The organism is Corynebacterium uberis, assembly GCF_020616335.1.
GTDB lineage: Bacteria > Actinomycetota > Actinomycetes > Mycobacteriales > Mycobacteriaceae > Corynebacterium > Corynebacterium uberis.
Map to the genome: position 1 here is coordinate 1,933,264 of NZ_CP085051.1, position 24,212 is coordinate 1,957,475.

Below are 24,212 nucleotides of genomic sequence, written 5' to 3' on the forward strand. Positions count from 1 at the left end.
TGGAATCCATTACAAGATGCTACTGGAAGTGTTCCACATTTGAGAACGCGCCACTGCAACTACAGCACGCAACTTGAGAAAAATCCCTTGTCGCCGGGCCTGTTCACCCAATTACGGGGGTAGCTGAGGGGATTCGCTCCAGGATATTTTCCGCAGAAATTAAACACATGGGTACGCCTACGCCCGGAAGAGTGGTCCCGCCTGAATAAAAAAGATTGCGCACGCGCCGCGACGCGTTCGAACCGCGTAAAAATGCAGACTGCCGCAACGTGTGCGCCGGGCCAATCGCACCGGCCTGCCACGCGTGATAACGCTCATGAAAATCCCCCGGCCCGCGCACCGACCGCACCACCACGCGCCGCGCCAGGTCGGGCACCCCGATGCGCCGCCCAAGCTGGTCCACCACCGCCTGAGCAACCTGCTCGGTGGCCCCATATCCCGGGTCCGCCGGCACCGGAACCAAGACGAACAAGTTTTCGTATCCCGCCGGCGCAACCGTGGGATCCGTCGCTGAAGGCCTACACACGTAGATCGACTGGGAATACCGCGGCCACGCTCCGGAGTAGACCGCATCAAAATCCGGGCGCCAATCCTCACTCAACAGCAGGTTGTGGTGGCTCAACTGGTTGAGGCTGCCGCGCACCCCCAGCATGACCAACACCGTCGACGGGCCCGGGTCTCGCCGCGCCCACCACCGCTCCGGGTAGCTGCGCGCAGCCCGCGGCAGCAGCGCCGTCTCCGTGTGGTGAAGGTCAGCGGCGGAGACCACATAGTCCGCAGGCACGTAGCCCGCGCTGGTGTGCAGGCCCCGGGCGCGCGATCCCGCGACGTCAATGCCGGTGACTTCACAGTCCGTGAGCACCCGCACCCCATGCTGGGTGGCCAAGCGGGCGATCGATTCCACCACCGCATAGAAGCCGCCGGTGGGATAGAACACCCCCTGGGTTAAGTCCGTGTGGCTCATCAGGTGGTAGAGGGACGGAATGGCCTCCGGGCGCGAGGAGAGGAACACCGCCGGGTATTCCAGGATCTTGCGCAGCACGGGGTGGCGGGTAACCGCGGCCGCTTTGGTAGATAGCGGCCGGGTGAGCAGGCTGGCCAGGCGAGGCAGGTGGCCGGCGATCTCGGGGACAAGGAAGTCCCGGGGCCGGGTGAAGGTGGTGTAGAGGAAGTGGCGCAGCGCCAGGTTGTAGGTCAGCGCGGCGCTGTCCAAGTAGGCGTGCAGGCGCGCGCCGGATCCGGGGTCGATGGACTCGAAGAGTTCTTCAGCATGCCCGGTGCGCACGGACAGCGCCGGCGCCGCGGGCGAGTTGCCGCTGAAGATCTGGTACGCCGGGTCCAGCCTGGTCAGCCCGAATTCCTGTTGGGGGGTGGTGCCAAAGTGCGCGAAGTAGTGCTCGAAGGCTTCCGGCATGAGATACCAGCTGGGCCCGGTGTCGAAGCGGAAGCCGTCGATGCTCAAGGTGCCCATGCGGCCGCCGAGCTCGGAGCCGCGTTCGCACACGGTGACCTGGTGGCCGTGGCGGGCGAGCAGCGCTGCGGTGGCTATGCCGGCGATCCCGCCGCCGATGACACTGACGCTGCTCATGGTGTGCTCCTTTGGGTGCGGGGGTGGCCATCTTGGCGGCCGGTGGCCTCGGCGGCCTCAGCGGCCCGGGCGGCCTCAGTGACTGTAGTGGCCTGGTCGTGAATGTCACCGATGAGTTCGCGGACCAGGACGCGGGCTTTCGCCGGCCCGGGTACGCGGACTCGCCGGGCGGTGACGGCGGCGGGTGGGGTGGCGTCAAGGCGGTTGACGAGTTCTTCGTAGAGCCCGGTGGCCACGCGCACCCCCAGGCGCGCCCCGGTGGGCAGGCGCCGGGCGGCCTGCCGGGCCAACGCGAGGTCCGCGCGCACGCTGGCTACCAGGGCGTCCTTGTCTGCGTGGGTCAGCGCGGCGGGCAGGTAGTCCCGGCCGAGGCGGGTGGCGTCATCGGCCTTGTCGCGCAGGAAGTTGACCTGCTGGAACGCCGCCCCCAGGCGGCGGGCGCCGCGGGTAAGTTCGGGGTCGGCGACGGGGTGCCCAAAGAAGATGGTCAGGCACATCAGGCCGATGACTTCCGCGGAGCCGTAGATGTAGCCGTCGAGGGAGGTGGCGGTGTGGCGGGTCTGGGTCAGGTCGGTGCGCATGGAGGCAAAGAAGGCGTCCATGTGGGCGGGGTCGAGTTGGCAGCGCCGCGCCATGCGCGCGTAGGCGTGGAGGACCGGGTCGGTGTGGAAGGTGCGCTGCGGGGCGTTGAGGACGGCCTGTTGGTAGGCGCGCAGTTCGGTTTCTGGGTCTGCCAGGTGCGCTTGGGCGGCGCCGTCGACGATCTCATCGGCGATGCGCACCACGGCGTACAGGGCGCAGATGTCCTGGCGGATTCGGCGCCCGAGCAGCCTGGTGGCCAGGGAGAAGCTGGTGGAGTATTCGGCGATGACGGCCGCCGCCGCCCGCCTACTCATCCGGTCAAAGACCGTCTTCTCGCTCGCCTGCACCCTCCCAGATTAGCGCCTGTGCTTGAAATAGCGGCCTTCGCCTAGGCTGAGCATCAGTCGGTTTGCCCAGTTGAAAAACGCCACTGCGTTGATGACGTCCACGATCGCGTGGTCATCCAGGCCGCTCGCGCGCAGCGCACTGATTTCTGCGTCCCCGAAGGTGGCTGGCACGGCGGTCAGCGCGAGCGCTGCGCGGCGGATCTCCTCCCATCCGGCGGTCTCCAGGTGGGTGTGGGGGCCTTCTTCTAAGAGCTTATCGACGTCCCCCGCGTCACCGCCTTCTTCTACCGTGCGCGCCGAGTGCACCGACGCGCAGTAGGGGCAGCCGTTGCTGCGGGAGGTCACCGTGGCGGCCAGTTCCCGCTCCGCGCGGCCCAGTCCGCCGTCGGTGTTGTAGAAGATATCCATGTCTACCTTGGTGCGCGCCGCCAGGGCCGCAGGGTCGCGGGCGAGCATGCGGAAGTAGGGCATGTCGGCGCGCTCGGGTTTGATCAGGGCGGCGGTTTGTTCCGGGGTGAGATCCGCCTTGCGCACCGGGTCTACCCAGGGGTTCCACGCCATGGGTTGGCGCAGGAATTGCGGCGGTGTCGGGGAGCCGGGGTAGGTGACGGCCTGGGGGAAGGCGGCGCTGGGGGCGCCGGCGAGCGCGCGCAGGCCGTGGACGACGCGCTGCTGGAAGCTGAGGAAGCCGACGAGCTGGCCCAGGCTGACTATGCCTTCGGAGCTCCAGCCGGCCTGTGTCAGCGCCGCTATGTGATCCTTGGTGGTGCGGGCGGGGGCGTGGACGAGCAGGCGCACCCAGTCCAGGGCGGGATCGAGGCGGGCGGGGTCAGCCTGCACCTGTGCTGCCCGGTCGAGGTAGAAGGGGTCCGGGAAAACCTCGGCGGCGACGACGGCACGCTCGGCCAGGCTGAACTCGGCTGTGGTGGGGGCGCTTGGGTCGGGTGCCACGAGGGCGTCATAGGCTGCCTGCGCGTTGGCGCGGGCGGCGGGTCGGGCCGCGCGCAGGTCGGCGACCTGCGGGTTGGCCACGAGGGTATCGATGATGTCAACGGTCATGGGGGCTGCCTTCGGGGTTGGGGTCACGGGGCTACAGGCCCAGGTTGAGGGTGCCGGCGCGGTAGTTGCGCCCCGGGATGGCCTCAATGAGAGCCTGCGTGTAGGGGTGTTCGGAGTGGTCAAAGACCTGTGCGGTGGTGCCGTCTTCAATGATCTTGCCGCGTCGCATCACGGAGACGGAGTCGGCGATGTGGCGCACCACTGCCAGGTCGTGGGAGATAAACACGTAGGTCAGGCCGAGCTCCTGCTGGAGGCGTTCGAGCAGTTCCAGGATTTGGGCCTGCACGGTCACGTCGAGCGCGGAGACTGCCTCGTCGAGGATGACAAGCTCCGGCTCGACGATCATCGCCCGGGCGATGGCCACGCGTTGCAGCTGCCCGCCGGACAGTTGCTTCGGGCGCCGGCTGCCCAGGGCGGGGTCAAGGGCCACCAGCTCGAGGAACTCGGCAACCTTGGCGGCCCGGCGCGCCCTGGACAGGCGGGTGAGGTTGCTCAGCGGCTCGGCGATACTGGCTGCGATGCTGCGGCGCGGGTCCAGGGAGGAGTAGGGGTTTTGGTAGACCAGTTGGACGTGGCGGCGCAGGTCGCGCTCGCCGGCGCGCACCGGCTGCCCGGCCAGGGTGATCGTGCCTTCCGTGGGGGCGCGCAGCCCGGCCAGCGCCCGGCCTGTGGTGGTCTTCCCGGAACCGGACTCCCCCACGATGGCGTGGGTGTGGCCGCGCTGCACGGTCAGGTCTACGCCGTCGACGGCGGTAAATTCGCCGAAGCGTTGGGTCAGTCCGCTGACCTTGAGCAGGGGTTCTTCCTGCGCGGGTGGGGCGGTGCGGGGGCGCACGGGGGTGGAGAGGGAGGGGGCGTCGGCAAGCAGTTGGCGCGAGTAGGAGTCCTTCGGGTCGGTGAGCACCGCGGTGGCGAGTCCTGATTCGCGCACGTGCCCGCGGCGCATGACCACCACGTGATCAGCGCGGTCGCCGGCAACGGCCAGGTCATGGGTGATTAGCAGCACGCCCAGGTCGAGCTCGGCGCGCATCTCGTCGAGGAGGTCCAGGATGGTCTTTTGCACGGTCACATCCAGCGCGGAGGTGGGCTCATCGGCGATGAGCAGTTCCGGGCGTGGCGCGACGGCGGCGGCGATGAGCGCGCGCTGGCGCATCCCGCCGGACAGCTCGTGGGGGTACTGGTGGAAGCGGCGCTCGGGATCGTCAATGCCCACCCGTTCGAGCAGGTCCAGGGCTTGCCGACGCCGCTGCTGCGGCGTGCCTACGCGGTGGATGCTCAGCGCCTCTTCCACCGCGGAGCCGACCGTGCGCACGGGGTTGAAGGAGTTGTTGGTGTCCTGCGGGATGAACCCGACGCGCCGCCCGCGCACGGTGCGCCACCGCCGCCGCGACAGGGTGGTCAGTTCCTCGCCGTCGAGGCGGATGGACCCGGAGGTCACCCGGGCGCCGGCCGGCAGCAGCCCGATGGCCGCCAGGGCGGTGGTGGACTTTCCGGACCCGGACTCCCCCACGATGGCGGTGACTTCCCCGGGCCGGACCGCTAGGTCAATGCCCTGGACGGCCGGCTGGGTGCCGTAGGAAACGTGGAGGTCAGTAATGGTTAAGCCGCGATGTGTGGCCATGGGTGTGTCACGCCTCCTTCCGGATCAGGGTGCTTAAGTGATTGACGGCCACGACCACGGCGATGATGACCACGCCCGGGGCGACGGTCAGCCACCAGGCGGTGGCGATGTAATCGCGGGAGTCTGCGATGAGCAGCCCCCACTCCGGGGTCGGCGGCGGGGCGCCGTAGCCCAAGAATCCGAGGGTGGCCAGCTGGAGGATCGCCGAGCCGAATTGCACGGCCGCCAGGCCGAGGACCGGCGATAAGGAGTTGGGCAACACGTGGCGGGTGAGCACTCCCCAGCGGGTGCCGCCGGAGCCGTAGGCGGCCTCCACATAGTCGCTGGCCGCCACGCGCAGGACCTCGGAGCGCGCCAGGCGGGCGAAGGTAGCCACGCTGGATACGCCGACGGCCAGGGCGGCGTTGAGGGTACCAAAGCCCAGCAGAATGATCACGGACAGGCTCAGCAGGAGCGCCGGGACGGACAGCAGCACGTCCACCACCCGCATGGCTACCGCATCCACCCAGCCGCGCTGCGTGCCGGCAACCACGCCGATGAGCGTGCCCACGGTCATTCCTACTGCCACGGCTATCGACGCCCCCACCAGCGACGCCCGCGATCCGTGCACCACCCGAGCAAACAGGTCCCGGCCCACCGAGTCGGTGCCAAAGGGGTGATCCCAGCTGGGGGCGGCCAGCGGGGTGAAGGTCCCGCTGATGGGGTCGGCGGCGGTGAGCAGTCGGGGCGCGAGGGCGGCCAGGACCACCACCGCCAGCACGCCGCACGCCAGGATGGTTCCGGGGCGTAGCCACGCCCCCGTCGGGCGGCGGGTCATTGCCCGCGGCACCACGATGTCTGCGGTAGTCATCAGTGCACCTTCCTGCGCAGTCGCGCATCGAGCAAGGGGTAGGCCACGTCAACGATGAGGTTGATGAGCACATAGGTTGTGGCGGTGATCAGCACCACGGCCAGCAGGACCGGGGTATCCCGGTTAGCCACCGCGTCCACCGTGAGCTGGCCCAGCCCCTGGCGGGCGAACACGGCTTCTGTGACCACGGCCCCGCCGACGAGTTCGCCGAACAGCAGGCCCGCCATGGTCACCGCGGGCAGGGCGGCGATGCGGGCCACGTGGCGGGCCAGCACCCACCACTGCGACGCGCCGCGGGCCCGCACCACCCGCACGAAGGGCTCCCCGCGCGCCTGTTCCAGCGCGCGCACCAGCACCTGTGCCAGGGGTGCGGCGATGGGGATGGACAGCGTGAGCGCCGGGAGCACCAACGCCTGGGCGGAGGTGGGCTCAATGACCGGGATCCAGCCCAGCTGGAAGGAGACGACCTGAATGATGATGATGCCGATCCAGAAGCTGGGCACGGACACCATCAGGGAGGGCAGCGCACCGGCGCCCTTGACAAACCAGGCGGCCGCGGCGATGAGCGCGGCCAGCACCACCGCCAGCACGAACGCGACGGCAGCCAGCACCAGGGTCCCCGGCAGGGCCTGGGCGATCATAGAGGTCACCGACGCGCCCGTACGCACCGAATAGCCAAAGTCGCCGCTGAGAAAACCAGCCAGGGAGCTGAAATACTGGCGCCAGAGCGGCTCATCTGCCCCATAGGAATCCCGGATAGCGGTGAGCTCTTCGAGCGACAGCGCCAGATCCGGGCTGGCGTAGCGGGCCAGCACCCCGTCCGAGGGCAGTGCAGACAGCAGGAAGAAGGCCAGCGTGTAGGTGGCCAGCAGGACAACGAGCGCCTGGAGCAGCCGGCGGACAATCGCGGAAATACTCACGTTAGTTCCCTGCCTTTCCCCGCTGGCGGTCCTGATCAGCCCCGTGGTCAATGTGCACCCCGTAGAAGCTGGGTCGCCCGATCGACTCCGCGGCGAAGCCGCGAATGTAGGGGGCGACGCCGTAGACCACGGGCTCTTCAAAGAGGGGAAGCACGTAGGCGTGTGCCGTGAGGTAGTCCTGCACGTCCCCGGCGCGCTCGGCGGCGTGGTGGGGGTCGGCAGAGACGGCGTCGAGAAGCTTTTCTAGCTCCGGGTCGCCCAGGCTGTCGGTGGCGGAGTCATAGTTGAGCAGCTGGTTGCGGGTGGTGGAAAAGTACAGGGACTTAATCACCTCGGGGTCGGCGCGGCCGACCATGGTGTGGCGGACCTGAATCTTGTTGATGTCCAGCGAGTCCGCGTTTTGGGTGGCGTTATCTCCGGGATTGAGGTGCAGCTCAACGCCTACCCGGGCCAGCTGTTCTTGCACCTTGGTGATCACCTCGCGCGAGCGCGGCTGCGGCAGGGCCTCGTTGACCGTCAGGGAGAGCCGTTTGCCCTCGCGTTGCAGCACGCCGTCGGGCCCGCGTGACCAGCCGGCTTGGGCGAAGAGCTCCTCGGCGGCGTCCGGGTCGAAGCGGTAGGCCTGCGGGTCCTGGGCGCGGTGCCCGAGCGCGGTGCGCGCCATGGGGGCGTCGGCAAGCCGATAGGACGAGGAGAACAGGGTGCGCATGATCTCTTCGCGGTCGATCGCCAGGAAGAGGGCCCGGCGCGTGCGCTCGTCAGACAGCAGCGGGTGGCGGAAGCGCAGGGCCAGCTGGTTGTTCATCCCGTTGGTGCCGTGGGCCAGGATGGTCAGGCCGCGCTTGCGCACCAGCGCCTCCTCGGGTGCCTCGATTTGCCGGGCGATGTCCGCTTGTCCGGAGACGAGTCCGCCGACGCGCACCGACTCTTCCCCGGCGAGCACGTAGCGAACCTCATCAATATCCGCGCGCCCGTGGTGGGGGTGCGCCGGCGGGCCCCAGTGATAGTCCGTGCGGGCGGAGAGCACCAGCCGGGAGCCCTGCTGCTCCTCGGTGATGACGAAGGGCCCCGACCCGATGATCTGCGTGGCGTTGCCGGGCGCAAAGCCCTCCGTCCCGCGCGCGAGGGTGGCATCGGAGAGCAGGCCCGCGTTAAAGGAGCTGGTGGCCTGGGCGAAGCCGGGCGCGGGGGCGTGGAAGTGGAACCGCACCGTGTGGGGGCCAAGCACCTCCCCACCGGCGTAGTGGGAGATCTGCTCAGAGGAGGTCAGCTTGCGCTTCTTGTCGCCCTTGGCAAAAAGATCAAAGTTGGCCACCACGTTGGCGGCGGTCAGGGGTGTGCCGTCGGAGTAGGTGACATCGTCGCGCAGCTGGAAGGTGTACTCGGTGGCATCCGCGTTGACCTGGGGCAGCGAGGTGGCAATCCACGGGGAGAGCTCCAGGGTTTCCGGATCCTGGTAGAGCAGCCGATCGGTGATGTTGTTGACCACCGCACCGTTGGGGTAAAACCCGGCGGCCGGCGGGTAGAGCGTGTTAAAGAACAGCGGCTCTAGGTAGGTCACGGTCCGGGGCGCGTGGCCGGCCGGGGCGATAGCGTCGCCGTGGTGGGCGGGCGCGCAGCTGGCCAGGGTTAGGCTCAGGGTTGTTAGCACCGCCGCGGTGTCGCGCATCAGCTGGCGGCTGCTCCTGCGGCTGCGGCCGTGGCTGTGGCTGCGCCTGCTGGTGGCGCGGGGGCGCTCACTGACGCCGCGGCGGCGCCAGGGTAGGCGGCGTCCGTGGGCGGAGAAACGCATGGGGGTGTCCTTCTTCCTTCAGCTACTACACCGATAGCGCTGGAACGCTGGAATGGGCATGTGACCGGGGTGAATCCCGGGCACGCGCAATGGCTCCCAAACGTAGCACAAGAATGAACAGCTCTGTTTTTTGGGGGTAGACAGATCTGTTTATTCGCCACGGTATACCCTGGCACTATGACCACACCAGCCATCGCCATCGTGGGCGCCGGACCCCGCGGGATTTCCCTTATCGAGCGCATCGCCGCGTATCACCCCACCACGGACATCACCATCCACCTCATCGATGACTCCCAGATCGGCGCCGGGCGCATCTGGCTCACGGACCAAACCCGCACCCTGTGCATGAACACCCTGGCCGGGGCGGTAACCCTGTTTACCGAACCCGGCTCCACCGTCGGCGCCCCCGTCCTTCAAGGGCCCACCCAATACGAATGGATCCAGCTGCTCAAGGGCTCCACCGACGGCGTCGACGGGCCCATCAGCCCAGCCAAGATCGCCACCTTCCGCGCCCATCCGCCAGCCGCCTCGCTGGCACAGGACTTTGCCGCGGAGCTGGCCGATACCCGGCCGGAGTCCCACCCCACCCGCGCCCTCTACGGCGCCTACCTGGCCTGGGTCTATGACGTCGCCCGGGCCCAACTGCCCGAGACCGTCACCCTCGTCGAGCACCACGCGCGGGTCACCGCCCTGCGCCCCGCAGCCGATGCTGCTGGTGCTGCTACTGGGGATGCTGCTAGTGATGCTGCTGCGGGCGCTCCCGGCGCGGACATCCTTGAGCTTTCCGACGGCACCACCGTGCGCGCCGACGCCACCGTCCTGGCCATCGGCTGGCAGCGCCCCGGACCCACCCCCGCCGAGCAGGACCTCGCCGCCGCGATCGCCGCCGCCGACACACCCCTGACCTGGGTGCGCCCGGATAATCCCATCGAGCAGGACCTCAGCCAGATCGCCGGCGGCCAAGAGGTCCTGGTGCGCGGTTTCGGCATGGGCTTTTTTGATGCGATGGCACTGCTGACCATCGAGCGCGGCGGACGCTTTGAGCCGGACCCGCAGGCCCGCTCTGGGCTGGTCTACCACCCCAGCGGCGCCGAACCCCACCTGACGGTCAGCTCCCACCGCGGCTACCCCTACCTGCCCAAATCGGATTATGGCGGGCTGCCGCCGCGGGCGGAGCTAACCCACCTGCGCGCCGCCATCGAACGGCTGACCGGCGCTGAGCAGATCGACTTCACCGCCGAGGTGTGGCCGGCCATCGTGCGCGACGCCTACGCCGCCTACTACCGCGTCGCGGGCCAACCGGACAAGGCCGATGCCGTCGCGGAGGCGACCGTCACCGAGTTGCTGGCCAATACTGACCTGCCCATCGCCACCCTCCTCGACCCACTCGCCGGCCTGCACGGCTCCCCCGCCGAGGTCACCGATGCCATCGGCGAGTCCCTGGCCCGGGACATCGCCGCGGCCGCCGCGGGCGCATCTTGCCCCGTCAAGGCCGGTCTGTGGTCCATCAGCGCCTCCCGCAAACCCGTGTCCATCCTCGGCTCGCCCGGGCGCTACACCGCCGACTCCCGAGCGGCCTTAAGCGCCTTTATGGCGCTAGGCCAGATGGTCGGCTCCGGTCCGCCGCTGTTCCGCAGCCGCCAGCTCCTCGCGCTTATCGACGCCCACCTGGTCACCGTCCTCGGCTCCGGCACCTCCGTCACCGTCACCGACGGCGCCTTTGAGATGCGCACCGACTCCGCCACCGAGCCCGCCCGCGGCACCGTCCTCATCGACGCTTGGATGCACCAGCCGGACATCCGCCGCCCCGAAGACCCCCTGGCCCGCAGCCTGGAGGGCCGCTGGCGGCCATTCCAGGCCACCGGATCCCCCGAGGTTGACGAGCCCACCCGGGCGCTGATCACCCCCGCTGGCACCCCGGATCCCCGCGTCCACCTGGTGGGCATTCCCACCTACGGCCAACTGCCGGACACCACCATCTCCCCCATGCCCGGCACCGACCCGCTCATGCTCCAGGAGACGGACAAGACCGCCCGCCACCTCCTAGAGACCGTCGCAGCCCGCTAGGCCACCGCGGCTAGCTCACCCGCCGGCCTGCGATGTAGGTCCGCCACGACAACGGCATGCCCGGGCGGTAGGCCAGGTCCACCGCGTGCGGGGTATCCAGGACGTGCAGGTCCGCCGCGGCCCCCACCACCAAGGTGCCCTTGGCCGGGCGCCCCTGCGGGTCTCGGCCCTGCCCCACATCGTGGCGCAGCAGGGCCCGAGCCCCACCGGCAGTAGCCGCGGCGATGGCCTCATCCGGGGTCAAATACTGCTGCAACACCGCCGTGCCCACGCAGAAGTTCATCGCCGAGGTGTAGCTGGTTCCGGGGTTGAGATTGGAGGCGATGGCCACCGTGGCCCCGGCATCGAGAAGCCGCCGCGCCGGGGCCAGCGGCTCCCGGGTGGACAGATCGCAGGCAGGCAGCACCGTGGCCACGGTCGACGAGCCCGCCAGGGCCTCCACATCCGCGTCGCTGAGGTAGTTAACGTGGTCCACGCTCGCCGCGCCGAGCTCCACGGCCAAGCCCACCCCGGGGCCTTCCCCCAGCTGATTGCCGTGAACCCGCGGCACCAAACCAGCCTTCACCCCGGCGCCCAGCACCCGGCGCGACTGCTCCTCATCAAAGGCACCGCGCTCACAAAACACGTCCACAAACGTGCAGTGCGGCGCCACTGCGTCAAGCATCGGCCCGCAGACCTCATCCACGTACTCCTGCGCGTCCCGGCCCGGGGGCACCAGGTGGGCGCCCAGGAAGGTGACGTCATCAACGTAGTCGGCAGCCAGCTGGGCGGCTAAGGCCTCTGACTCCACATCCAACCCGTAGCCGGTCTTGGTCTCTAGCGTCGTGGTCCCCCCGGCGCGCGCCGCCGCCACCCGCCCGGCCACCAGCTCCCCCAGGCGCTCACGCCCCGCCGCCCGCGTGGCCTCCATGGTCACCGCGATACCCCCGGCCGCATAACTGCCGCCACTCAAGCGGGCCTCAAACTCCTCCGAGCGATCGCCATCAAAGACCATGTGCGTGTGCGAATCCACCCACCCGGGCAACACCGCCCGGCCACCCAGGTCCACCTGCTCATCCGCGTCCGGGGCCTGGCTGGCCGCACCCACCCACGCGACGGTGCCGGTGGTGGTATCGGCGATGAGGGCGGCGTCGATAAGCGTGCCCGCCTCCGAGACGGTGCGCAATTCACTAATGCCAGTGAACAATGTTGCGGCCATGAGCTTGTGAAACCTTTCTGTGGAGAATTACCAGGACGTAAATAGGGCGGCGGCAAGGACGGCCAAGGGAATGGTCAACACGATGCGCTGGAACCACATGACCACCATGTGCCAGATTTTCAGGGGGATCTCCGTGCCCAGCACCGCCGGGATCATCGAAGAAAAGAAGAAGATCTGGGAGATGGACACAACCGCGATGATAAACCGAAGCGCCTCGCTCGTGGCGGCCGTAACCAGCGTTGCTGGAAGGAATAGCTCGGCCAAACCGATGGCCATGGCCTCCGACGCCAGAGTTGGGTCAGGCACCCGGAATAGCACGTTAAAGGGCCAAAATACCCAACCCAACCATTCAAAAACCGGGGTGTACAGGGCCAAAGACAGCCCAATGAACCCCACGGACATGATGCCGGGAAGGATCTGCATGGTCATCACGATTCCGTCGCGCAGGTTGTACCACAGCACCTTGGCCAGCGAAGGGCAGCGAGCCAGCACCTCATCGGCCTGCTCCCACGCCCGCGCCACGCGGTGGCTGGTCACCTTTTCTTCAGGACGCGGGTGGGCGCCCTCAAAATATTCGTCAGGAATACGGCTCAGCGGTGGAACATGAACCAAAATCGCGCTGACCACAAAAGTGATAATAAAAGTGGCACCGAAATAGGGTCCCCACAACGGCATCAGCCCAAGCGTACGGGCGATCACCACCATAAACGTCACCGAAGCGGTGGAAAAACACCCGGCAATAATCGCAGCCTCGCGCGCGGTATACCCGCCCGCCTTATACACGCGGTTAGTAATAAGCAGCCCCAGGGAATAACTGCCCACAAAGGAGGCCACCGCATCCACCGCCGCACGTCCCGGGACGCGATACGTGGGGCGCATAATCCCCTGCACAAACACGCCGATGAACTCCATGAGCCCAAAGCCCACCAGCATGGCCAAGAAGATCGAGCCCACCGGAACCAACACGCCCACCGGGATGACTAGGTGATCATAAAGAAAGGGGCCAAGGTCCTCGCGGTGCACCCAGGCAGGGCCGATATGAAACACCAACGCCGTGGCCACCACCAGGCCAAAGACGTTGAGCGCGGCAAACACACCGCGCGCAAGGGAGGTTTTCCAACGCCCGGTCACCAGCGGATAGACAGCCCCGGCGAGGATGATGGCGTAGGCCACGAAGCGGTTGGCGTCACCCAACCAATCATCAATGGCCCCCACAACATGGTCCAACAAGATGGTGGTCTTTCCCCGGAAGGGAAACGGGATAAAGAAGGCAAAGATCCCAATGCCGCTGTAAAGGAAGAAGCGCCACCGGTCGGGGCGCCCCGAACGCGTAGCCTGCTCCGCTTTCGTGCTCATCGCCGGTCTCCTTCCGCTGCCGCGGCGCCCGCCGCCCACCGGGCAAGCAGGTCTGCCACCTCACCATTGTGTTGACCCAGCCGCGGGGCGGGCCGCGGTGGGCACGAACCACGCAACCGCAGCGGAGACGCCAAGGTAGAAAACCCATCGGGCTCTACCGCGACCACCCCGCGCTCCTGGGCAAGCGGGCCGCGCAAAGCCTGGCGGACGTCACAGACCGGGGAGGCCGGCACCCCGTGCTCAGATAGCATCGCCACGGCTTCCTCCACGGTGTAGGCCGCCAGCGCTTCTTCAAAAAGTTCCCGCACGTCTTCCCGGTGGGCCACCCGGGCGTCATTGGTGGAAAAGCGCGGATCCTGCGCCATCCACTCCAAGCCCAGGGCGTGCGTCAGGCGCGCAAAGAGGGTCTCATTGGTCACCGCGATGACCACCTGGCCATCGCTGGCGCCGTAGGTGGAAAACGGCACCGTCATGGCGTGATCATTTCCCACCGCCTGCGGGGTGGTATCCCCGTGCAGCTCGCGCATTCCCACGGACTCCAGCAGGGACACCAGGGCGTCAAACATCGCCAGATCAATATGCTGTCCGCGGCCGGAGGTGTCCCTTTCCCGCAGCGCAGCCAGGGTGGCAATCGCCGCGTACAGCCCAGGGATGAGATCCCCGATGCTGATGCCCACCCGCGTCGGCGGACCCCCTGGGTGTCCTGTGACGGACATGATCCCACTCATTGCCTGGGCGACCAGGTCATAGGCCGGGGCCGAAGCCATGGTGCCGGTCTGCCCAAAGCCGCTGATGCTGGTGATAATCAGCCGCGGATTGCGTGCCACAAGCTCGTCTGGCGCCAGGCCAAGGCGTGCCATGACTCCTGGCCGGAAGTTCTCCACCACCACGTCGGCGTGGTCAATGAGCGCACGGCAGGTGTCCCTGTCGGCTGGGTCTTTCAGGTCTAGGCTCAGCCCCAGCTTGGAGCGGTTAAACAGCCGGTAGTAACTCGATTCACCGTCGACGTACGGGCCGTATTGGCGGGAATCATCGCCCCACGGGGTTTCTACTTTGACTACCTCCGCGCCCAGGTCCGCCAATATCGTCGCGCAGAAGGGGCCGGCTAGGACTCGGGATAAGTCCACGACGCGAACCCCGGACAGTGCTCCGGCGTGGGCCTGGACGCGTTCCGGCTCGCCTTCCTGCGTTCCTGGGCGCGGGGGTGTTGCGGGAGAAGTGGCGTTCATCATCGCCGTCCTTTCTGCCTCCCGCGTGCCGAACGCGCGGCGAGGCGGATCGTGCCTTGGGTGTTTACACGAAGGCTGATTCCCCAGTCAGGGAGCGGCCAACAATGAGCTGGTTGATGTCATAGGTGCCCTCGTAGGTGTAGAGGGCTTCTGCGTCGCAGAAGATCTTGGCCATGTGGTGATCGGTGAGCATCCCGTTGCCGCCCATCAGCTCGCGGCCCAGGGCGACGGTCTCACGCGCCAGGCGGGTCGCCTGCGCCTTGGCCAGGGAGGCATGCTCGTTGTGGTCCTCCCCGCGGTCTTGGAGGCGACCCAGTGCGACCAGCATGGATTCAGAGGCAATGAGGTTGGCCTGCATGGTGGCAAGCTTGGACTGGATGAGCTGGAAGGACCCCAGCTTGCGCCCGAACTGTTCGCGGCTATCCGCATAGGCCACGGCGGCATCTAATGCGGCCATTTGCAGGCCCACGGCCTGCCATCCCACTACTGCGCGGGCTGCTTTGAACACCCGGTTGAGGTCCTTGAAGGTGTTGGCGTTAGCCAGCTTGTAGTCGTCGGGGACAAAAAGATTGTCCAGATAGATGTCCGCGTTTTGCACCGCCCGAATGGCAATGCGACCGGTCATCAACTCGGCGCGGTAGCCTTCCCATCCGGTTTCTACCAAAAAGCCCTTGACCTGGTCATCGTCCTCATCGCGGGCGTAGATGATGGCGTAGTCGGAGATCGTGGCGTTGCCAATCCAGGTCTTGTGCCCGTTGAGCACCCATCCGCCGTCGACTTTTCGCGCGGTGGTGCGCATCCCGCGGGCCACGTCGGATCCGGCCTCTGGTTCCGTGATGGCAAGGACGCCGAACTTTTTCACCGCGTAGCAGTCGGGCAGGAAGCGGTCGCGCTGCTCGTCTGATCCCAGCAGTTCGATGGAGCCGGTGAACAGCCCGTCATGGCCGGAGAAGAAGGTTCCCACCGAGCCGTCTGCCCGGTGCAGCTCGGCGGTGACCAGGCCGGCGAGCAGTCGGCTGCGGCCCTGGTGGCGAACCAGGCTGATGATGTCCAGCTTTCCGATTGCGGGCAACAAGTGGGAGGGAAATTCCCACTTGTTCCAGTACTCGGCGGCGTGGGGTTTGACCTCCTGTTGTGCCCATTCGCGCACGGTGTGCAGGATCTTCAGCTCTGCGTCCGGCAGGTCCTTTTCAAATCCGTAGAAGTCTCCGTTGGGGTAGCGTCCGGCCATGATTGTTCTCCTTTCTAGCGGGACGAGGGTGTAAAAGACCCACGGCTGCCTTGAGGGCCGTAGTGGCGCCGGGGTCAGGCACCCGTGGGGTTGGTGAGGAAAAAGGGGGTGGGGTGGGGCTAGCTCTCCCGGGAGTGGAACTCCATGGGCACGCGCACGCCGCGTTCGCGGGCGACCTCGGCGGCGCGGTCATAGCCGGCGTCGAAGTGGCGGATGACGCCCATGGCGGGGTCATTGGACAGCACGCGGGCGAGCTTTTGTTCTGCCAGGTCGGTGCCGTCGGCGACGGTGACCTGCCCGGCGTGGATGGAACGGCCAATACCCACGCCGCCGCCGTGGTGGATGGATACCCAGGTGGCGCCGGATGAGGTGTTGACCAGGGCGTTGAGCAGCGGCCAGTCGGCGATGGCGTCGGAGCCGTCGATCATGGCTTCGGTCTCCCGGTAGGGGGAGGCCACCGAGCCGGAGTCCAGGTGGTCGCGGCCGATGACAATCGGCGCGGAGACCTTGCCGTCGCGGACCAGGTCGTTGAAGATCTTGCCGGCCTTGTCGCGTTCGCCGTAGCCCAGCCAGCAGATGCGGGCGGGCAGGCCTTCGAACTCCACGTATTCTTCGGCGGCGTCGAGCCAGCGGTGGAGGTGTTCGTTGTCCGGGAAGGCCTCCTTGAGGGCCTGGTCGGTGACGCGGATGTCCTCCGGGTCGCCGGACAGGGCCGCCCAGCGGAAGGGTCCTAAGCCCTCACAGAACAGGGGGCGGATGTAGGCGGGGACAAAGCCGGGGAATTCGAAGGCGCGGGCGTAGCCGGCGTGGCGGGCTTCGTCGCGGATGGAGTTTCCGTAGTCGAAGACCTCGGCGCCCTCGTCCTGGAATTCCACCATGGCTTGGACCTGGGCGGCCATGGATTCGCGGGCCTTCTTGGTGAAGGTATCCGGGTCCTGCTGGGCTTCGCGCTGCCAGTCGGCCACCGGGATTTCCACGGGCAGGTAGCTCAAGGGGTCGTGGGCGGAGGTTTGGTCGGTGACCACGTCCACGGTGATCTCCCCGGCGCGCTGGCGGCGCAGCAGTTCGGGGAAGACCTCGGCGGCATTGGCCACGATGCCGATGGAGACGGCCTCCTTGTTGTCCTTGGCTTCCTTGGCGCGGGCGACGGCCTCGTCGAGGTCGGTGTAGATCTCGTCGAGGTAGCGCTTGGCTTGGCGGCGGCGCAGGCGGTGTTCGTCAACATCGGCGATCAGGCAGGTGCCGCCATTGAGGGTGACGGCTAGTGGCTGGGCGCCGCCCATGCCGCCGCAGCCCCCGGTGAGGGTGAGCGTTCCGGCCAGGGTGCCGCCGAAGCGCTTGGTGGCCACGGCGGCAAACGTTTCAAAGGTGCCTTGTAGGATGCCCTGGGTGGCAATGTAGATCCAGGATCCGGCGGTCATCTGGCCGTACATGATCAGGCCTTCTGCCTCCAGCTTGCGGAACTCCGGCCACGTGGCCCAGTCCCCGACCAGGTTGGAGTTGGCAATGAGCACGCGCGGCGCCCACGGGTTGGTGCGCAGGACGCCGACGGGCTTGCCGGACTGCACCAGCAGCGTCTCATCGTCTTCGAGGTCTTTAAGCGTTGCGACGATCGCGTCAAAGGCCTCCCAGCTTCGTGCGGCTCGTCCGGTGCCGCCGTAGACCACGAGGTCTTCGGGGCGTTCGGCAACCTCGGGGTCGAGGTTGTTCATGAGCATGCGCATGGGGGCTTCTGTTTGCCAGGACTTGGCGGTGATCTCGGTGCCGCGGGGGGCGCGTACGGTGCGCGGGGCGGAGTGCTCAGACACAGGCTTCCTGCTTTCTTTTTCGCTGGCTGGGACGGTGGGTGCGGCCACGGCGCCGGATGTGCTGTGCCACGCCTCGGGATTGCCCTGCACTGTAAGCCCAGTCACAGAGGGTGGGCTAGGCCCTCCCCCACCCAGGTGTCCGGGATACCGGACTGCCCTGGCCGCAGGGGTTTCCCACGGCCTTGTTGGTACGGCAACCGCTATCCTGGGCCACGCGACCTCACCGCAAAGGAGTCCCCCATGTCCACCACCCCAGCAGACACCACGGGGCTTGCCCTCGCCATCGCGTGCATTGGCTTAGGCGGCGCGCTCACCGTCCTGGCTGTTCCCGGTTTCTTTTCCGGTCACGTCCATGTCGCGCTGCTCGGGGCTGGGCTGATCATCCTCGCCAGCGGCATAGTCTTGATGCGCCGCGCCAAGCGCGCAACCCCCAAGCAGTGATCCCCCCGAGAAGGCCCCCAGTTACTGCAGCGGGCCAACCGCCTCTTCGACCGCGGCGCGCAGCTTGCCTGTGACCACCAGCTCAAGGGCGGCGGCGATTTCCGGGGCTAAGAAACGGTCCGGGCCCGCCGGCGGAACCTGCGCGCGCAGCGCGGCAATGGCCGCCCCCGTCCCCGGCGCGGGCTGCCCCTCGCGCAGCTCAATCGCGCGCGCGGCGGTGAGCACCTCGATGGCCAGTACCCGGGAGAGCCCGTCGATGGCGCGCCGCAGCTTGCGCGCCGCCGACCAGCCCATGGACACGTGGTCCTCCTGCATGGCTGAGGACGGGATGGAGTCCACGCTAGCCGGGACGGCCAGGCGCTTGAGCTCGGAAACGATGCCCGCCTGGGTGTATTGGGCGATCATGTGCCCGGAGTCCACGCCGGGGTCATCGGCCAAGAAGGCGTTGAGGCCGCGGTTGCGCGCCGGGTCTAAGAAGCGGTCGGTGCGCCGCTCAGAGATGCTGGCCAGGTCCGCGGTGACGATGCTCAAGAAGTCCAGCACATAGGCGATGGGCGCGCCGTGGAAGTTTCCGTTGGAGGTCACCCGGCCATCAAGGGCCACCACGGGGTTGTCTACCGCGGCGGCCAGCTCGCGCTCGCAGACCTGGCGGGCGTGGGCCACGGTGTCTCGGCAACCGCCGGCTACCTGGGGCGCGCAGCGCACCGAGTAGGCATCTTGCACGCTGACCTGGGCGAATTCGGCTGCCGCGGCGTCGAGGATGGCGGACCCGGCGGCGATGGTGCGCACGTTGGCGGCGGCGGCCGCCTGGCCTGGGTGGGGCCGCAGCTCTTGGAGGTCTGCGTCGAAGACGGTCAGCGTTCCCAGCAGGCCTTCCACGGTCATGGACACGGCGATGTCCGCCACCCCGAGCAGGGCTTCTAAGTCCGTGATGGCCAGGCACAGCTGCCCGGTCATGCCGTCGGTGCCGTTGATCAGCGCCAGGCCCTCTTTTTCCTCCAGCACCAGCGGGGTGATGCCGGCGTCCTCCAGCAGCTCGGGCACGGGGCGGCGGGTGCCGGAGGCGTCCCGGGCTTCGCCCGCGCCCTGGAGCACCAGCGCGCAGTGTGCCAGGGGGGCGAGGTCCCCGGAGCAGCCCAGCGAGCCGTATTCGTAGACGATGGGCGTGATCCCTGCGTTGAGCAGCGCCGCGTAGGTGGTGGCCACGACGGGGCGCACGCCGGTGCGCCCGGTGCACAGGGTGGCCAGGCGCAGCAGCATGAGGGCGCGGACGACCTCGCGTTCGACCTCTGGCCCAGATCCGGCGGCGTGGGAGGCGACCAGGCTGCGTTGGAGTTGGGCGCGCATCTGGGTGGGGATATGCCGGCTGGCCAGGGCCCCAAATCCGGTGGAGATCCCGTAGACGGGGGTGGGGTTGTTGGCGAGTTCTTCGACGCGCGCGCGGGTGCGGGCGACCTCGGCCAGCGCCGATTCTGCGATGGTGATCGGCGCGTTGTGGCGGGCGACGGCGACGACGTCGGCAATGCTCAGCGGATGGGCGCCGACGGTGACGGTGGTCTGGCTCATGGTGTACCTCTCCTGTGCTGGTTGGGAGAATGTGGTGGAATGAGCGTCAGCCTAGCGGCGTTGCGTAGACCTTGTGGGACAAGTGCGCGGCGGCGGACGTCAGCGCCACCAGCAGTTCCGCGCGTTCCTGCGCTTCGAGGCGGTCGACGGGAAAGGTCACGGCCATGGCCGCGGCGGGGCGGCCCACGTGGTCACGCACCGCCACCGCCAGGCTTTGTTGCCCCCGGGAGACCTCCTCGACCTCGGCGGCGTAGCCGTCGGCGCGGATGCGGGTGAGCTGGGCGCGCAGCTGTGCCCACTGGGAGCCGCGCACCCCGGCAGTGGCGCAGATGGCTTTGGCGGCGGCGTCGTCAAGCATGGCCAGCATGACTCGCCCGGAGGCGGTGCGATGCGCGTGCAGGCGCACCCCCACCTGCGTGACCAGGGCGTGGGCACCGGCGGCGCGCACCTCGCACAGGTAGACGATCTCTTCCCCGGACAGCCGCGACAGGTGCCCCGAGCCTCCCGCCTGCTCCGCCAGACGCCGCAGGTGCCGCTCCCCCAGGCGCACGAGGGGCTGCTGGGTGGCGTAGGCCGCGGACATGGAATAGGCCGCCATGCCCAGCCCGTAGGTCTGCGCCTCAGCCAGGTGCACGACGAACCCGGCGCGCTCCAACTCCCCTAAAAGGTCATAGGTGGTGGAGCGGGGCAGGCCTAGCTCGGTGCGAATGCGCGCGGCGGACACCGGCACGTCGATGGCGGAGAGCAGCGTCAGGATGCGCAGCGTGTTGCGCGCGGCAGGTACCGGCCCCATGGCAACCAGTATGCCGCTACCGTGGCAGCCATGGTCAACGATTGCCTGCACACCCCCTTCAATCCTGATTTGTGGTCTGGCCGCAGCGACGGACCCGGCCCGCTCCACGCCCGCTGGCACAGCGTCATCGGCCCCGTCGCCGACACCCCCGGCATCGCTGTGCTGGGATTCGCCTCCGACGAAGGCGTGGCGCGCAACGGCGGGCGCGTCGGCGCAGCCCAAGGCCCTGCGGCACTGCGCGGGGCGTTGTCCAGCCTGGCCATCCACGACGATCGCCCGCGTTACGACGCCGGAACCATCACCACCCGCGGCACCGACCTGGAGAGCGCACAACAGGCCGTCACCGACACCGTGGCACAGCTGGTCACCGCCGGCCACACCGTGGTGTGCCTGGGCGGCGGCCACGAGACCGCCTGGGCCACCCACCGCGGGCTGCACGCGGCCACCGATGGCCGGTCCTGCGCAATTATCAACCTGGACGCCCACTTTGACCTGCGCGAGGCCCCCCGGGCCACCTCCGGCACCCCGTTCCTCCAGATCGCTGGCCTGCGCGGCGCCGACTTTGACTACCACGTGCTGGGCATCTCTCGGCCCAATAACACCGCGGTGCTTTTTGAGACCGCCGCGGCTTTGGGCGTGCACACCGTCACCGACGAGGAGTTGCTGGAGTTATCGCCCAGCGCCGCCGGCGAGCTGGTCACCCAGGCCGCAGCGCACGCCGATGTGGTGCACTTAAGCATTGACCTCGACGGCCTGCCCGCCGCGGTGGCCCCCGGGGTATCGGCGCCGGCGGGGCTGGGCGTGTCGCTGACCCACTACCGGGCGATGGCGCGCGCCGCCGCGGCGAGCGGAAAGTTGGCCCTGGTTGACGTCGTGGAGCTCAACCCGCTTTTCGACGTCGATGCCCGCACCGCACGCGTGGCCGCCCGGCTCATCGACGACATCATCACCGCCCTGCCCGCATAGTCACCCCTGCAGCTAGCCGAGCGCGGCAAGCGCCTGCCGGATGTCCGCAACCAGGTCCGCTTCATCTTCGATCCCCACCGAAATGCGCACCAGGTCGGCGGGCACCTCCAGCGCGGACCCCGAGGCAGACAGGTGCGTCATCGCCGCCGGCAACTCCAGCAAGGATTCCACCCCGCCCAGCGACTCAGCCAGGCAAAACAGCCGCGTGGACTCACAGAACGTGCGCGCGGCGGCAGGTCCTCCGGCAAAACGCACCGAGACCATCCCCCCAAAATCGCGCATCTGGGCACGCGCAACCTCATGGCCCGGATGGTCCTCCAACCCGGGGTAGAACACCTGGCTGACCGCCGGGCTGGCCGCCAGCTCGCGCGCCACGGCGGCGGCGTTGGCGCAGTGGCGGTCCATCCGCACAGCCAGAGTCTTGATTCCCCGGTAGGTCAGGTAGGCATCAAACGGGCTGGACACCGCCCCTACACCCCCCTGCAAGAACAGCACCTGGGCGTCAAAGTCCGCATCGCTGCTGACCACCATTCCTCCCACAACGTCGGAGTGCCCGCCCAGGTACTTGGTACACGAGTGCACCACCACGTCCGCCCCCAGCTCTAGCGGCCGCTGCAGGTAGGGGGTGGCAAAGGTGTTGTCCACCACGATCGTGGGCGCCTGCTGCCCCGCGGCGGCAGCCCGCACGGCCGCGGAGACCGACGGGATGTCCGTGATGGACAGCAGCGGGTTGGTGGGCGTTTCCAGCCACACCACCCGCGTGGTGGGCCGCACGGCGGCCGCCACCTGGGCGGGGTCGGTGGTGTCTACCACCGTGTACTCCACGCCCCAGTCCTTAAAGAACGTATCGATGAGCCGGAAGGTACCCCCGTAGGCGTCCGTGCCCATGATCAGGTGCTCGCCCGGGTGGAGCAGCACCCGCAACACCGTATCCGTGGCCGCCATCCCGGAGGCAAAGGCCCGGCCGAACTGCCCGCCCTCCAGGGCCGCCACGGCCTGTTCGCAGGCGGCGACGGTGGGGTTGCCCACCCGGGTGTATTCGTACCCACCGCGCAGGCTGGCCACCGCGTCCTGGGCGAACGTGGTGGAGGCGTAGATGGGGACGTTGATCGCCCCGGTCTGGCCATCCGGGTGGTAGCCGGCGTGGATGGAGTTCGTGGAAAACCCGCGGCGTGCGGGGTCAGTGTCCGGGTTGGCGGCGGCCTGCGCCTGGGCGGCAATGCGGGCTTGGGTTCCAGCGTCGGCGCGCTCGGTGGTGCTCATGGGCGAAAAGGCCTCCTGGGTCGCAGGGTCAACAGTTCCCCCCACACTAGACCATGCTGTCCACTACTGCCAGACGCCTTAGAGCAACAGGTGCGCGATGGGGGTAGCAATCACGATGGTCAACACCACGCGCTCAAACCAGATGACCACCAGCTGCCAGATCTTCAGCGGAATCTCCGTGGCCAAGATGCACGGCACCAGCGCGGAGAAGAAGATGATCGCGCTGACCGCCACCACGGCGATGACAAAGCGCAGCACCACGGAATCAGCGTCAGCCACCACCGTGGCCGGCAACAGCATCTCCGCGATGCCCATCGCCGCGGCCTTGCCCGCCAGCAGAGGTTCCGGCAGCCGCACCAGCCAGGCGAACGGATAAAACAGGTAGCCCACCCACTCAAAAACCGGGGTGAAGGTGGCAAGCAGCAGCCCGCCCAGCCCAATGGCCATGATCGACGGCGTGATCGCCGCGGACATGCGCACGCCATCGATGAAGTTCTCCTTGACCGCATGTACCAGGCCCGGCGACTGCGCCAGCGTGCGCTTGGCCTCCGCCCATGCGGCAGCCCAGCGGTTGCCGGTGACCTTCTCTTCCGGATCCGGGGTGGACCCCGGGTAGTGGTCATCAGGAAACAGGCTCAGCGGCGGGATCCACACCGTAATTGCCGTAACCGCAAAGGTCACCACCAGGGACACCACAAAGTACAGCCCCCAGACGTGCATGATGCCCGCCGTCTTGGCCACGATGACCATGAATGCCGCGGAGACGGTAGAAAACCCGGTAGCAATGATCGCCGCCTCCCGGGTGGTGTAGCGCCCCTGCTTGTACACGCGATCCGTGATGAGCAGGCCGAGCGAGTAGCTGCCCACGAAGGAGGCGACGGCGTCGATAGCCGAACGCCCCGGGGTGCGCCACACCGGGCGCATGACCGGCTGCATGAGCACACCCACAAACTCCAGCAGGCCGTAGGAGACGATCAGCGCCAAGAACGCCGAGCCCACCGGCACGATCAGGCCCACCGGGATGGCGATCTTGTTCCACAGGAAAGGCACCAGGTCCTCCCTGCCCAACACCCCGGGCAGCACCCCGGTGACCTGGGCGAGGGCCACCAGCAAACCGATGGAGTTGACCAGCACAAAGGAGGCTGACAGCAGGCTGTTGCGCCAGCGTGCGCCCATGATAGAGCGGTAGGTTCCGTAGGCAACGAGCGCCAGGATTAGCCACCCGCACGCCGGGCCCAGCAGCTGCCTGATGATGGTGACCATGTGGTCGAGGGGGATGGAGGATTTGCCCTGGTAGGTCACGGGCAGGAAGAACACGGCCGCGCCGATGGCGCTGTAGACAAAGAACTCCCATAGGCGGGGTTTTCTGGTTCGACTCATGGGTCTGCGCACCTCGTTGTTGGGGGTGTGGTGGATTCCGGGCCCGCACCGCCAGCCCGGTTAGCACCACAGCTTAGGACGCTTTGGCGTCACACGTCGGCCACGCCGGTGCCTCCGCGGCCGGGCGCCACCCCGCGACAGCACCCCTACCAGCC

General features: G+C 67.9%; 19 protein-coding genes. 3 read left to right on the forward strand and 16 right to left on the reverse strand.

The features are described 5' to 3' along the window. Positions 1 to 103 precede the first annotated feature (103 nt). From crtI to LH390_RS08850, 7 genes are read right to left on the reverse strand one after another with little or no spacing between them, the layout of a single operon-like run. On the reverse strand, positions 104 to 1,588 hold the full coding sequence (gene crtI / locus LH390_RS08820; protein WP_227281663.1) for a phytoene desaturase family protein: 1,485 nt from the start codon (positions 1,586 to 1,588) through the stop codon (positions 104 to 106). Next, on the reverse strand, positions 1,585 to 2,517 hold the full coding sequence (locus tag LH390_RS08825; RefSeq protein ID WP_227281662.1) for a phytoene/squalene synthase family protein: 933 nt from the start codon (positions 2,515 to 2,517) through the stop codon (positions 1,585 to 1,587). Before LH390_RS08825 ends, crtI begins: the two co-directional genes overlap by 4 nt. A gap of 9 nt (positions 2,518 to 2,526) precedes the next feature. Continuing rightward, entirely contained in the window at positions 2,527 to 3,576 is a 1,050-nt protein-coding gene (locus LH390_RS08830) for an alkylhydroperoxidase domain protein (protein WP_269961706.1), read from the reverse strand. Positions 3,577 to 3,607: 31 nt separating this feature from the next. Beyond that, entirely contained in the window at positions 3,608 to 5,197 is a 1,590-nt protein-coding gene (locus LH390_RS08835) for a dipeptide ABC transporter ATP-binding protein (protein ID WP_227337367.1), read from the reverse strand. Positions 5,198 to 5,204: 7 nt separating this feature from the next. Then, positions 5,205 to 6,047: an ABC transporter permease gene (locus LH390_RS08840; RefSeq protein WP_227281661.1), complete on the reverse strand. Its 843-nt coding sequence runs from the start codon at positions 6,045 to 6,047 to the stop codon at positions 5,205 to 5,207. Continuing rightward, positions 6,047 to 6,967 carry an ABC transporter permease gene (locus LH390_RS08845; RefSeq protein ID WP_227281660.1) on the reverse strand — a complete coding sequence of 307 codons (921 nt, stop codon included), beginning with the start codon at positions 6,965 to 6,967 and terminating at the stop codon, positions 6,047 to 6,049. The genes LH390_RS08840 and LH390_RS08845 overlap by 1 nt, the downstream gene beginning before the upstream one ends. A gap of 1 nt (position 6,968) precedes the next feature. Beyond that, positions 6,969 to 8,636: a TIGR04028 family ABC transporter substrate-binding protein gene (locus tag LH390_RS08850; protein WP_399524473.1), complete on the reverse strand. Its 1,668-nt coding sequence runs from the start codon at positions 8,634 to 8,636 to the stop codon at positions 6,969 to 6,971. A 300-nt stretch (positions 8,637 to 8,936) separates the two neighbouring features. Here LH390_RS08850 and LH390_RS08855 point away from each other — a divergent pair, with 300 nt between their 5' ends. Next, entirely contained in the window at positions 8,937 to 10,826 is a 1,890-nt protein-coding gene (locus tag LH390_RS08855) for an FAD/NAD(P)-binding protein (protein ID WP_227281658.1), read from the forward strand. Positions 10,827 to 10,836: 10 nt separating this feature from the next. On the opposite strand, the gene hutI is transcribed toward LH390_RS08855, so the two are convergent. From hutI to hutU, 5 genes are all read right to left on the reverse strand, one after another. Next, positions 10,837 to 12,024: an imidazolonepropionase gene (gene hutI, locus LH390_RS08860; protein WP_227281657.1), complete on the reverse strand. Its 1,188-nt coding sequence runs from the start codon at positions 12,022 to 12,024 to the stop codon at positions 10,837 to 10,839. A gap of 27 nt (positions 12,025 to 12,051) precedes the next feature. Beyond that, positions 12,052 to 13,380, reverse strand: coding sequence for a YjiH family protein (locus LH390_RS08865; protein WP_227281656.1), 1,329 nt, complete (start codon positions 13,378 to 13,380; stop codon positions 12,052 to 12,054). Continuing rightward, complete coding sequence (locus tag LH390_RS08870; protein ID WP_227281655.1) at positions 13,377 to 14,612, reverse strand: CaiB/BaiF CoA transferase family protein; 1,236 nt, start codon at positions 14,610 to 14,612, stop codon at positions 13,377 to 13,379. The genes LH390_RS08865 and LH390_RS08870 overlap by 4 nt, the downstream gene beginning before the upstream one ends. Positions 14,613 to 14,673: 61 nt before the next feature. Beyond that, positions 14,674 to 15,840 carry an acyl-CoA dehydrogenase family protein gene (locus LH390_RS08875; protein WP_227281654.1) on the reverse strand — a complete coding sequence of 389 codons (1,167 nt, stop codon included), beginning with the start codon at positions 15,838 to 15,840 and terminating at the stop codon, positions 14,674 to 14,676. A 119-nt stretch (positions 15,841 to 15,959) separates the two neighbouring features. Next, on the reverse strand, positions 15,960 to 17,648 hold the full coding sequence (hutU, locus tag LH390_RS08880; protein WP_227282715.1) for a urocanate hydratase: 1,689 nt from the start codon (positions 17,646 to 17,648) through the stop codon (positions 15,960 to 15,962). A gap of 240 nt (positions 17,649 to 17,888) precedes the next feature. Here hutU and LH390_RS08885 point away from each other — a divergent pair, with 240 nt between their 5' ends. Then, entirely contained in the window at positions 17,889 to 18,089 is a 201-nt protein-coding gene (locus LH390_RS08885) for a hypothetical protein (RefSeq protein ID WP_227281653.1), read from the forward strand. A gap of 21 nt (positions 18,090 to 18,110) precedes the next feature. Here the strand turns inward: LH390_RS08885 and hutH are convergent, their stop codons facing one another. Continuing rightward, complete coding sequence (gene hutH, locus LH390_RS08890; protein ID WP_227281652.1) at positions 18,111 to 19,655, reverse strand: histidine ammonia-lyase; 1,545 nt, start codon at positions 19,653 to 19,655, stop codon at positions 18,111 to 18,113. Positions 19,656 to 19,701: 46 nt separating this feature from the next. Further along, positions 19,702 to 20,448, reverse strand: coding sequence for an IclR family transcriptional regulator (locus LH390_RS08895; RefSeq protein WP_227281651.1), 747 nt, complete (start codon positions 20,446 to 20,448; stop codon positions 19,702 to 19,704). A gap of 30 nt (positions 20,449 to 20,478) precedes the next feature. Between LH390_RS08895 and hutG the strand changes: the two genes are divergently transcribed. Further along, positions 20,479 to 21,414 (forward strand): formimidoylglutamase, encoded by a 936-nt coding sequence (gene hutG, locus LH390_RS08900; RefSeq protein ID WP_227281650.1) that lies wholly within the window; start codon positions 20,479 to 20,481, stop codon positions 21,412 to 21,414. 12 nt (positions 21,415 to 21,426) lie between these two features. On the opposite strand, the gene LH390_RS08905 is transcribed toward hutG, so the two are convergent. Together LH390_RS08905 and LH390_RS08910 are read right to left on the reverse strand one after the other, a co-directional pair. Continuing rightward, positions 21,427 to 22,677 (reverse strand): cystathionine gamma-synthase, encoded by a 1,251-nt coding sequence (locus tag LH390_RS08905; RefSeq protein WP_227281649.1) that lies wholly within the window; start codon positions 22,675 to 22,677, stop codon positions 21,427 to 21,429. Positions 22,678 to 22,755: 78 nt separating this feature from the next. Then, positions 22,756 to 24,057, reverse strand: coding sequence for a YjiH family protein (locus tag LH390_RS08910; protein ID WP_227281648.1), 1,302 nt, complete (start codon positions 24,055 to 24,057; stop codon positions 22,756 to 22,758). Positions 24,058 to 24,212 lie beyond the last annotated feature (155 nt).

Excerpts from the sequence above, each read along its gene's own strand:
- LH390_RS08865 (WP_227281656.1), bottom strand. The coding sequence starts at position 13,380 with ATGAGCACGAAAGCGGAGCAGGCTACGCGTTCGGGGCGCCCCGACCGG.
- LH390_RS08840 (WP_227281661.1), bottom strand. The coding sequence starts at position 6,047 with ATGACTACCGCAGACATCGTGGTGCCGCGGGCAATGACCCGCCGCCCG.
- LH390_RS08875 (WP_227281654.1), bottom strand. The coding sequence starts at position 15,840 with ATGGCCGGACGCTACCCCAACGGAGACTTCTACGGATTTGAAAAGGAC.
- hutG (WP_227281650.1), top strand. The coding sequence starts at position 20,479 with ATGGTCAACGATTGCCTGCACACCCCCTTCAATCCTGATTTGTGGTCT.
- LH390_RS08835 (WP_227337367.1), bottom strand. The coding sequence starts at position 5,197 with ATGGCCACACATCGCGGCTTAACCATTACTGACCTCCACGTTTCCTAC.
- LH390_RS08850 (WP_399524473.1), bottom strand. The coding sequence starts at position 8,636 with ATGCGCGACACCGCGGCGGTGCTAACAACCCTGAGCCTAACCCTGGCC.
- LH390_RS08855 (WP_227281658.1), top strand. The coding sequence starts at position 8,937 with ATGACCACACCAGCCATCGCCATCGTGGGCGCCGGACCCCGCGGGATT.
- LH390_RS08885 (WP_227281653.1), top strand. The coding sequence starts at position 17,889 with ATGTCCACCACCCCAGCAGACACCACGGGGCTTGCCCTCGCCATCGCG.
- LH390_RS08830 (WP_269961706.1), bottom strand. The coding sequence starts at position 3,576 with ATGACCGTTGACATCATCGATACCCTCGTGGCCAACCCGCAGGTCGCC.
- LH390_RS08905 (WP_227281649.1), bottom strand. The coding sequence starts at position 22,677 with ATGAGCACCACCGAGCGCGCCGACGCTGGAACCCAAGCCCGCATTGCC.
- LH390_RS08870 (WP_227281655.1), bottom strand. The coding sequence starts at position 14,612 with ATGATGAACGCCACTTCTCCCGCAACACCCCCGCGCCCAGGAACGCAG.
- crtI (WP_227281663.1), bottom strand. The coding sequence starts at position 1,588 with ATGAGCAGCGTCAGTGTCATCGGCGGCGGGATCGCCGGCATAGCCACC.
- hutH (WP_227281652.1), bottom strand. The coding sequence starts at position 19,655 with ATGAGCCAGACCACCGTCACCGTCGGCGCCCATCCGCTGAGCATTGCC.
- hutI (WP_227281657.1), bottom strand. The coding sequence starts at position 12,024 with ATGGCCGCAACATTGTTCACTGGCATTAGTGAATTGCGCACCGTCTCG.
- LH390_RS08895 (WP_227281651.1), bottom strand. The coding sequence starts at position 20,448 with ATGGGGCCGGTACCTGCCGCGCGCAACACGCTGCGCATCCTGACGCTG.
- LH390_RS08910 (WP_227281648.1), bottom strand. The coding sequence starts at position 24,057 with ATGAGTCGAACCAGAAAACCCCGCCTATGGGAGTTCTTTGTCTACAGC.